The 10,082-nt window shown below is 66.6% G+C and carries 9 protein-coding genes; 1 reads left to right on the forward strand and 8 read right to left on the reverse strand.

The features are described 5' to 3' along the window. Positions 1–403, reverse strand: a 403-nt coding sequence (locus FVW20_RS00325) for a helix-turn-helix domain-containing protein (RefSeq protein ID WP_196607798.1), incomplete at its 3' end; no start/stop codon positions are given. Between the two features lie 296 nt (positions 404–699). On the opposite strand from FVW20_RS00325, the gene FVW20_RS00330 reads away from it, so the two are divergent. Then, a complete protein-coding gene (locus FVW20_RS00330; protein WP_196607799.1) occupies positions 700–1,158 on the forward strand; it encodes a cation:proton antiporter in 459 nt (152 codons plus the stop codon). Between the two features lie 8 nt (positions 1,159–1,166). Here the strand turns inward: FVW20_RS00330 and lysA are convergent, their stop codons facing one another. The 7 genes from lysA to FVW20_RS00365 form a co-directional block, all read right to left on the reverse strand. Beyond that, the gene (gene lysA, locus FVW20_RS00335; RefSeq protein ID WP_196607803.1) at positions 1,167–2,417 is read right to left on the reverse strand and encodes a diaminopimelate decarboxylase; all 1,251 of its coding nucleotides are present in this window, start codon (positions 2,415–2,417) and stop codon (positions 1,167–1,169) included. Between the two features lie 185 nt (positions 2,418–2,602). Beyond that, positions 2,603–3,190 carry a hypothetical protein gene (locus FVW20_RS00340; RefSeq protein WP_307831256.1) on the reverse strand — a complete coding sequence of 196 codons (588 nt, stop codon included), beginning with the start codon at positions 3,188–3,190 and terminating at the stop codon, positions 2,603–2,605. Further along, positions 3,183–5,915 (reverse strand): DNA mismatch repair protein MutS, encoded by a 2,733-nt coding sequence (mutS, locus tag FVW20_RS00345; protein ID WP_196607805.1) that lies wholly within the window; start codon positions 5,913–5,915, stop codon positions 3,183–3,185. The genes FVW20_RS00340 and mutS overlap by 8 nt, the downstream gene beginning before the upstream one ends. Before the next feature lie 460 nt (positions 5,916–6,375). After that, entirely contained in the window at positions 6,376–7,539 is a 1,164-nt protein-coding gene (locus tag FVW20_RS00350) for a tetratricopeptide repeat protein (protein ID WP_196607800.1), read from the reverse strand. 12 nt (positions 7,540–7,551) lie between these two features. Next, positions 7,552–7,947 (reverse strand): lipopolysaccharide assembly protein LapA domain-containing protein, encoded by a 396-nt coding sequence (locus FVW20_RS00355; protein WP_196607801.1) that lies wholly within the window; start codon positions 7,945–7,947, stop codon positions 7,552–7,554. 10 nt (positions 7,948–7,957) lie between these two features. Next, complete coding sequence (locus FVW20_RS00360; RefSeq protein ID WP_167125444.1) at positions 7,958–8,455, reverse strand: HIT family protein; 498 nt, start codon at positions 8,453–8,455, stop codon at positions 7,958–7,960. A 240-nt stretch (positions 8,456–8,695) separates the two neighbouring features. Then, on the reverse strand, positions 8,696–10,082 hold a 1,387-nt coding region (locus FVW20_RS00365), incomplete at its 5' end, for a tRNA nucleotidyltransferase/poly(A) polymerase-related protein (RefSeq protein ID WP_196607802.1).

Consider the following 10,082-nt stretch of genomic DNA (forward strand, 5'->3'; position numbering starts at 1 on the left):
CGCGGACCTTGGGCACCATGTGCACGGCGGGGGGCAGGTCCGCGTGATGCGGGGCGGGCATGGACGGGCGTAATGTTGCCGCGCGACCGGGGGCGACACCGACGGGCCGGGCATGCCCGATGACGGCCTGCGAAGGGGCGCTCTCCGCACCGTGTGCCGCTGCCGCGAAGGCTTGCACCAGTGGAGCAGGGCGGGGGGTGCCGCGTCCGTATTCCAGCCAGTCGGGCGACAGCGCGTAGACCCGAGAGAGCCGCAGAATCCACTTCTGGGGGATGGCATCGCGGTTCTTGGCCTGGGTGATGGCGCTGCGGTTCACCCCCAGCACGCGGGCAAGGGCCTGCTGCGTGGTGATGTCCGTGCCCTGCATGACCCGGGCGAAGAAGGTGTCGAAGGCATCCGGCATGGTAGTGTCCTGTACTGGCGGTTTTGCCGCCTGTGCTGCGATGGCTGCGTGAGGCTGTTCCGGTCGTCGTGTTCACTTTTATAAACAAGAATTCGCACAGGAGGCAAGTAGAAAGTTAAACCGGCCTTGGAAAAAAGTGATATTGAGGTAATAGTTTGCTTTTTAATGATATTGTTTGCGATTGGGCGTGCTTTGGGAAATAAGCGGATAGTTTCTTTTGCCGCCCGCAGAATATCATATTCCGCATCATAATTTGTTAGTGCGACGGAACGTGCAGGTCGGGAACGGGGGAACTCATGGTCAAGTTGCTGTTTTTTATTGCTCTGATTTTTTTAACAAGCACAGTTTTAGCGCAGGATGTCACCATAACTAAAGGGACCAACGGCGAAATTGTGATTACTGGAGGGAAGCGGACGCCTCCTCCCAAAGAGTCTTCAGCGGAGGCAGATGCCCGCCGTGCAGCCCAAGTAAGGTCATTTGATGCTGGGGCGGCGAAAATTATCCGCCGTGAAGAAGAGCAGCAGCGAGCGTCGAGCGCTCGTGCTGTGAGGGAGTCAGAGGCACAGGCGGCTGAGCGTGAACGTCAGCGCAACCGTGACCAAGAGGAAATGACACGTTTGAATGACACGGCGACGTACCATGAAAAGCGGGCCAATAAAGCGAGCAGCGCCTATTGGCATGAATGGCATAAAGAAGAGCAACGTGATGCTCAAGAGAAGGCTGATAAGTTCAGGAGAAAATTAAACCAGCCGTAAGAGAGGCTTTACCCCTCTGCGTTCAGTTCCGGGGCCACAAGGTCGGCCAGGGTCTCGCGCTTGCGGATGCACCGTGCCGTTGCACCGTCCACCAGCACCTCGGCGGCCCGGGGGCGCGAGTTGTAGTTGGAACTCATGGAAAAGCCGTAGGCCCCGGCAGAGAACACCGCCAGCAGTTCGCCCTGCCGCATCTCCGGCAGGATGCGGTCGCGCGCGAGAAAGTCGCCCGATTCGCAGATGGGGCCCACCACGTCGGCGGTGATCTCGTCGCGCCCGGCGGGGTGCACCTCTGCGATGCGGTGGTACGACTGGTACAGCGAGGGGCGGACAAGGTCGTTCATGGCCGCGTCCGCGATGATGAAGTTCTTGCTGGGCGTGGACTTGGTGTAGATCACCCGGCCCACCAGAATGCCCGCGTTGCCCGCGATGACCCGACCCGGCTCCAGGATCAGCGACAGCCCGCGCCCGCGCAGCCGTTCGGACACGGCCTCGCCGAACTCCTTGGGGTGGGGCGGGGTTTCTTCTCCGTAGGTGATGCCGAGCCCGCCGCCAAGGTCCAGATGGGTGATGGCAAGCCCCAGGTCGCGCAGCCGTTCGTGGAAGTCCAGCACCCGGTCCAGCGCCTCCAGGAACGGCGCAAGGGTGGTGAGCTGCGAGCCGATGTGGCAGTCGATGCCCACGGGCTGGACGTTGGGCAGGTCGCGGGCCAGCAGGTAGGCCGCGTGGGCCTGTTCCATGTCCAGCCCGAACTTGTTGTTGCGCATGCCCGTGGAGATGTACGGGTGGGTCTTCGGGTCCACGTCCGGGTTGATGCGCACGCCTATGCGTGCGCTACGGCCCATCTGCCCGGCCACGGCATCGATGCGCTCCAGTTCCTGCACCGATTCGACGTTGAACAGTAGGATGTCCGCTTCCAGCGCGGCGCGGATTTCGTCGTCCTGCTTGCCCACCCCGCTGTACACGATGCGCTGGCCGGGCACCCCGGCGGCAAGCGCGCGGTGCAGTTCGCCCCCGGAGACGATGTCCATGCCCGCGCCCATGTCCGCCAGCAGGCGCAGCAGGTGCACGTTGGAATTGGCCTTGACAGAATAGCAGGTAAGGTGGCCAACCCCGGTGAACGCGCTGTCGAAGGCCAGGAAATGGCGGCGCAGCGTGGCTGCCGAATAGACGTACAGCGGCGTGCCGTAGCGGCTGGCCAGTTCGCGCACCGGTGCGTCTTCGGCATGCAGTTCGCCGTTGCGGTACTGGAAGTGGTGCATGCGTTCCTCCTGACGGGGCAGGTTGATGGTCGGACTGCCGCTGCCGGGTTGGTCGGTGTGGTGCCCGTAGTCCAGAAGGCGGACGCCGCGCGTCATCCGGTGTCATCCGGCGTCATCGAGCGTATCTGGCGCCATTCGGCGTCTCAACGGGCGCCATGCCGGGCCGGGGCCGGTTTCCCGCGCCGTTACGGAATCACGATTTCGGTCTGCTGCTGGGGCTGGGTGTCTTCCGCCGGCAGTTCGAAGCCGGGGGCGTCGGGATCCACCACCAGCGTCTGCACCTTGCCGAGGGCATGCGCGAAGCGGGTCAGCACGTTCACGCCCACCAGGCGCCAGCGATAGGCAGGGGCCTTGCGGTCGGGACACATGGTCACTTCCACGATGGCGGTGCCCTGCGGGGTGATCTGTTTTTCGGGCCAGAATTCCTGGCGCGACGTGGCGCGGAAGGGGCATCCGGCGCAATTGTCCGCACTGCCGTCCCCCAGGCCGTCCGTCGATACGCCGAGGGGCTGGATTTCCAGAATCACCGAGGCCAGGTTGTCCACGTTGCCCTGCGCCTCGCCCCGGGCGGCAATGCAGCCGTTGGCCGTGGCCATGGCCGTGACGCCGCGCCAGTTGAACAGTTCGCGGTTGTCCTGCGGCTGGGGCATGATCTTCTTGCCGCACGCGGCCCCAAGGGCCAGCACCGCGCACAGGGTGACCACGGCGGCCATGCGGCGGCCACGGCCCGTGCGCCGGGCAGATGCGTCTGTCAGGACGGATGCGTCAGTCACGGTCGTCTCCCGGCGCTGCCGGGGGCTGGTCGGGAACGGTATCTTCGGCATGGGCTGGGCCTCCCCAGAGCAGTTTCCATTCGTTGAGCAGTTGCAGCGCCCCCATGGGCGTCAGGTGGTCGGTATCCAGGTCGCGCAGGGTGGTCAGCAGCGGATGGGCCACCGGTTCCGCCCGCGCGGCAAGCAGGGCGCGCGGCCTGGCGGCCTGCTTCGGTTCGGGCATGTCCAGCCCAGGCAGCACGGCGCGTGCGGCGCGGGGGACTTCGCCCTTGCCGTCGCGGTTTTTTTCCAGTTCGTGCAGCAGTTCCCGTGCGCGCTGTACCACCGGCTGCGGCACCCCGGCAAGCCGGGCCACCTCGATACCGTAGCTGCGGTCGGACGGGCCGGGCACCAGGCGGCGCAGGAACACGATTTCGCCGCCCCACTCGCGAATGGCGATGTTCATGTTGTGCACGCCGGGGATGCGCCCTTCCAGCGCCGTCAGTTCGTGGTAGTGGGTGGCGAACAGGGTGCGGATGGTGCCGCCCGCGCGGCGGGCCAGTTCTTCCACCACGGCCCAGGCCAGGGCCAGGCCGTCGAAGGTGCTGGTGCCGCGCCCTATCTCGTCCAGGATGACCAGGCTGCGCTTGCCCGCCTGGCGCAGGATGCGCGCGGTTTCCATCATTTCCACCATGAAGGTGGACTGCCCCTGCGCCAGGTTGTCCGATGCCCCCACCCGCGAGAACACCCGGTCGGCGATGCCCAGGCGCGCCTCGCGCGCGGGCACGAACGAGCCCATCTGGGCCAGCAGGCAGATGATGGCCGTCTGGCGCAGCACGGTGGATTTGCCCGCCATGTTGGGGCCGGTGATCAGCAGCAGCCGCCGGGCCTCGTCCATGCGCAGGTCGTTGGGGATGAAGTTGGCGCTGCCCTGCATGGCCTCCACCACGGGGTGGCGGCCTTCGCGGATCAGGATGTCGGTATCCTGCACCAGCACGGGGCAGGTCCAGTTCCAGCGGCGGGCCGTTTCCGCAAGGCTCTGCCAGTAGTCGAACCCTGCCAGCAGATCGGCCATGAACAGCACGCGGGGCCGCGCCTCGGACACGGTTTCGCGCAGCTTCTGGAACAATTTGTATTCCAGTGACTTGCGGCGGTCGCTGGCCGAGACCAGCTTTTCTTCCAGTTCCTTCAGGCGCGGGGTGGTGAACCGTTCGGCGTTGGCCAGGGTCTGGCGGCGCACGAAGTGTTCGGGCACGGCGTCGGACGCGGTGCGCGACAGCTCGAAGTAGTAGCCGAACACCCGGTTGAAGCCCAACTTGAGCCGGGGCAGCCCGCTGGTGGCCTGTTCTTCCGCCAGCAGTTGCTGCAACATGTTCTCGCCGTGTTCGGTCAGGTCCAGCAACTCATCCAGTTCGGCGTGGAAGCCGGGCCGGAACAGCCCGCCTTCGGTGACCAGGTGGGGCGGGCTGTCCACCAGCGCGCGTTCCAGCAGGTCGAAATAATCGGACAGGTCGTCCCAGCCCTTCAGCGCCGCGCGCAGGAAGGGGGGGCGGCCATCGCCGCGCGCCTCGCCGTCGGTGGGGTAGCCGCCGTGGGGCGTTTCGGTCCGTTCCAGCACCCCGCGCACCCTGGGCAGGGCGGCCAGGCTCTGGCGCAGGGCCACGTAATCCTTGGGAGCGGCGCGGTTCAGGAAGATGCGCGTGGTCAGCCGTTCAAGGTCGTACACCTCGTCGAGGGCGGCCCGCAGGTCGCGCCGGGTGTCATCGCGCTCGAACAGCCAGCTAACCGCCGCCTGGGTTTCCTCTATGGGGCCCGTCTCGCGCCAGGGATGGCGCAGGCGTTCTTCCAGCAGTCGGCCCCCCATGGGGGTCTGGGTGTGGTCCAGCACGTGCCACAGCGTGCCCGGCCCCTTGCGGCCATCGAGGCGGCGGAAGATCTCCAGGTTGCGCTCCGTCACTTCATCGACGATGAGGTGGCGGCCCAGGTTCAGCGGACGGAACGGCGCAAGGTGGATGATGTCCTGCTTCTGGGTCTGCACGACATAGGCCAGCAGCGCCCCGCAGGACCGGACGAGTTCATCCTTTCCTTCAAGGCCCAGCGCGCCGGTGTCGCGCACGCCCTGGGCGTGCAGCAGCCGTTCCGTGGCGGCCTTGAGGTCGAAGGGCGCCCGGCCCGGCACACGCACCACCTGGGTGGACGTGAGCGACATGGACGAGGGCACCTGCGCGTTCTCGGTCACCAACAGTTCGCGGGGCTGCATCTTGCGCACCCACTGCCACAGGTCGGCGGCCTTTTTGGCGTGCAGGCCCGACCATTCGCCGGTGGAAAAATCGAGCCAGGCAAAGCCGCCCGCCTCCTTGTCCCCGTCCCAGAACAGCGCGCCCAGATAATTGTGGCCCTTGGCATCGAGGTTGGCGTCCTCCACCACCGTGCCGGGGGTCAGCACGCGGGTGACGGCGCGCTTGACCAGCCCCTTGGCCTCGCGCGGGTCTTCTATCTGGTCGCACAGGGCCACCTTGAAGCCCTTTTCCAGCAGTTGGGTGATGTACCCTTCCACAGAATGGTGGGGCACGCCGCACATGGGCACGCGCAGGTCGGCGTTGGGATTGCGGCAGGTGAGGGCGATCTGCAGTTCGCGCGCCGCCGTTTCCGCATCGTCGAAGAACATTTCATAGAAGTCGCCCATGCGGTAGAGCAGCAGCGCATCCGGATAGTCGTCCTTGATGCGCAGGTACTGTTCGAACATGGGGGTTAGCCTGGACGGATTGGCGCGGGCCGCCGCCGCCGTGGTGGCCCCGGCCAGGCGCGAAGCTCCGCGTGTCGAGGCGGAACCGGGGCCGGACACGGGGGCGGACACTGTGCCGGAAGGACTGCCGGACGTGGAATCCATGCTGGCGGCATCGCCGGGCATGTCGCAGCCGCAGGCGCCTTCGGCGGCGGTCGGCGCGGCACCGGATACGTCAGCGGATACGTCAGCGGATACATCTGGGGACACATCAGGGGATGCATCAGCGGATATGGCAGGGGGCTGGGCGTGCGGGAAGCGGGAGGTGTCTGTCATGCCTCGTGTGTACACCGCGAAGGGGTGGGGATGGAAGTACCGGAGCGGGGCCGGACGCAAATGCGATGCTGGCCGCGACAACCGCCGGAGTGCGGTGCGCGGCCAGCGGACGAAAGGGCAATCGGGTCACAGCCCGCCGTGCTGCCTAATCCTGCAAGGACATCCTGAACGTGGCCGAATGCCAGCTACGGCAGCGCGGACACACGCAGAAGGTGTGTTCGCGGCGCAGGCCGCAGGACCCGCATACGAAGCGCTTCACCTTGCGGGCGTGTTCGATGAAATATTCCAGCTGGCTGCGGAACACTGGCGACAGGTGCTGCTGTTCCATGGACAGCGAGAGCAGTTCCAGCCGGGCCGCCCAGAAATCGGGGCGCAGCACCATGGCCTTGGCCAGCCAGTTGCCCGCCTCTTCGCGGTTGCCGCAGCGCAGCAGAAACAGCGCCCCGTAGTATTGCAGCAGCAGGTCCGGCTCCTGCGCCTCTATGGCGGCAAGCACGGTGGCGCAGCGCTTCTTCTCGAAGTCCGCGCTGTCTGCCCCGTTCGTGCCGTTAACGCCGTTGCCGTTGCCGTTGCGCGGGGCGGGGGCTTCAAGTTCAAGCAGTCCTTCAAGCAGCAGGAAGCGGATGGAGGCGGGCACCCGTTCCAGCCCCTCGCGCAGCAGCTTGCCCGCACGGCGCCATTCGCCCGTGCGGGCGGCCATGACCAGCCGCGCCCGCCAGGCTTCCACCGCGCCGGGGTAGACCTTTACGGCCTTGGCCAGCAACGCCCTGGCCTCGTCGGGCCGACCGCAGCGGTCCAGGTCCTCGGCGTGGCGGACCATGTAATGGGCCTGCGCCGGGCGAAAGCCCAGCCGCGCGTACTGCGCCGCCGCTTCCTGAAAGGCGCCGCTGTCCGCGTGCAGCAGGGCCAGTTCGAAGGTGATCTGCTCCGGGTCTGCCCCGAGCGCACGCGCCTCGTCAAAGGCCGCGAGCGCCCGGTCCATGACCCCGCCGCGCCGGTAGTCGCGGCCCAGTTCGAACAGGGCTCGCGCCTTGAACTGCGGGTCCAGCCCCGGGCGCACGATGAGGCTGCTGCGGATCTGCACGGCGCGCTCGATGTCGCCGCGCAGACGGTACAGGTTGCCGAGGGCGAGGTAGATCTCCACTGCATCCGGGTCGTTGCGCACCACCCGGCTCAGTTCCTGAATGGCCGACAACGCATCGCGCGCGCCGGGAGATTCGGCATCCGGCCCCATGGGCGAAAGGATGTCGGCGCGCCGGTTGCCCAGCAGGGTGCGCGCGCCCGCCTTCAGTCTGTCCAGCAGCGTCACGGGGGCTCCCGCCTAGCCGGCCTTGGCCGGGGTGGGTTCCGTGGCCGCAGCGGGCGCGGGAGCGGGGGCAGCCACCGGTTCCGGGGCCTTGCGCGCGGTTTCCAGTGGCAGGTTGCGCAGCGAGTTCAGTTCCTTTTCCAGCACGCGGACGCGCTTGTTGGCGCGGCGCAGGGCGGCCCCGGCGCGCAGGCGGCTGACCATGAGCATGAGCATGGTGCTCAGCGCGCCCAGCAGGAAGGCACACAGGATCATGAAGTAGAACGGCAGGGCGATGGAACTCCACGCGGTGTCGAAGAACAGGTCGAGCTTCAGGGTGACGGCCTGGGAAAGCACCGCGTTGTTCTGCACGAAGAACATCATGGAGATGAAGAACACAAGCACCAGAACGAGAACCTTGACGAAGCGCATGTCGGCCTCCTTACCGTCCCGCGCGGGGCAGGCGGTCGAACAGGGGTTTCAGGGCATGATACGTGGAATGCAGATGCTCGGGAATGACCCGTGTTTCGCTCATCACCGCCATGAACGACGAATCGCCGTTCCAGCGCGGCACGAGGTGGAAATGCAGGTGTTCGCGGATGCCCGCTCCGGCGGCCTCGCCCAGGTTCAGCCCCACGTTGATGCCCTGCGGGTTGAAACGCTGGCGCAGCATGGTGGTGCAGGTCTGGAGCAGGTCCATCATCTCGTGGGCTTCGTCCGGTTCCAGCGCGGCAAGGTCCATGACGTGCCGGAACGGCGTGACCATGAGGTGCCCGTTGTTGTACGGGAACTTGTTCATGATCACGAAGTTGTGCCGCCCCCGGTACAGGACCAGGCGCGCCTCGTCCTCTTCGGTGTGCTCGGGCAGGCAGAACACGCAGTTGTCGGGCTTGGGGCCCAGGATGTAGTCGAGGCGCCACGGCGCCCAGAGGGTTTCCATGATCCGTTCCGTCTCCTGAGGCGCGGCGCGCACTGTTTGTGTGCATGCGCAACGTGCCGTATTTCCGATTGAAATTCAGCCGGTCAGAAGTGCTTACACCCTCGGGCCTTGCGGGGCAAGGGGGGCGGGCCGCCGGGGGCGATGTTTGTGGCGCTGGCGGGCGCTGCATTGCCGCGTGCGGCTTGTCGGACACGCCGTGGCCCGTGCGGACAGTTCAGGGTCGCGCCATCCTCGTGAACGTCAGTTCTCCGGCGTATCGACGGCATGGCCGGTTTCGTTGCCGGTCCCAGGCGTCTCCTGCCCATTCTGCCCATTCTGCCCATTCCGTGAGACTGGCCTGGTCGTTGCCTGCTGTTCGTCCTGCCCATTCCGGAGTTCGCGCCAGCCCGTCGGCCTGTGACGCCGGGTGCCGGAGGCAATGCCCTGCCCCAGGGCCACGCAGGCGGACTCCATGTCTTCACCCGTGTCTTCGGCCCCCCGCAGCGCGTCGCCGGAACCAGCCTCTGCCGCAAGGATCTCGCGCGCGGTTTCCTCGCGCAGCATTTCGTGGGCCAGGTCCAACTGTGCCGCGCGGGTGCGGGCCAGGCCGTCCAGCTTGGCTGCCAGCACCCGGCGCAGCACGCGCCCGTAGGCAGGCCCCGCCGGAATGCCCATGGCCAGCAGGTCGTTGCCGGTGATGTCGGGCGTTTCGCCGCGCAGGCGGGTGAGATAGTACGAGATGTGCTTGCGCGCGTCTTCGGTCTTGGAGCGGGCCATCAGGTACAGGATGCCTTCCGGCGCGATGGGCGAGAGCAGGCTGTTCAGGCCGCTCATGGAGCCGTCGCGCTGCATCCACAGGTTGAGCAGGTTGTGCACTTCGCGCACGTTCTCGCGCAGGGTCAGGAAGTCCTGCCGGACCTTGCGCGAGAAGGCCAGCCGGTCCGTGACGGCGGCCACGTCCGGGTACTTGCCGTTGCCGCACAGCCCCAGCAGGTAGAGCACCCACGGTTCCGGCGCGGGCGAAAGGTACAGCAGCCGGTACCAGTGCAGCACCCGCTCAAGCTCGGTCAGCACGTCCATCTTGGCCGGGTTCAGCTTCAGCAGCGGGTGGATCAGGCGCAGGATGTCGTAGTCCTCCATGCGGCGGATGCATGGCAGGGGGGCCTTTTCGTCGAAGATCAGCTTCAATTCGTGGAACAGCCGTGCCCCGGACAGGCGGTCCAGCATGCCCAGTTGCAGGGCGTTCTTGATGAGCCGCTCGCACTGCGCGCCGATGCGGAAATCGTAACGCTTCTCGAAGCGGATGGCGCGCAGGATGCGGGTGGGGTCTTCCACGAAGGACAGCGAGTGCAGCACGCGGATGACCTTGTCCTTCATGTCGCGCTGCGCGCCGAAGAAGTCCACCAGCCGCCCGAAGTGCGTGCCGTTCAGTTGCACGGCCTGGGCGTTGATGGTGAAGTCGCGCCGGTACAGGTCCATCTTGATGGACGACAGTTCGACCGTGGGAAGGGCTGCCGGGTATTCGTAGTACTCCAGGCGGGCCGTGGCCACGTCGATGCGCTGTTCCGGTCGTGCCGCGGCGCGGTGGGCCGCTTCCGCCGTGGCCTCGTTGGAGGCGTCGCCCGCAGCGGGAAGGGCGGGCGGGGTG

This window comes from Nitratidesulfovibrio oxamicus (assembly GCF_015731765.1).
Classification (GTDB): Bacteria; Desulfobacterota; Desulfovibrionia; order Desulfovibrionales; family Desulfovibrionaceae; genus Cupidesulfovibrio; species Cupidesulfovibrio oxamicus.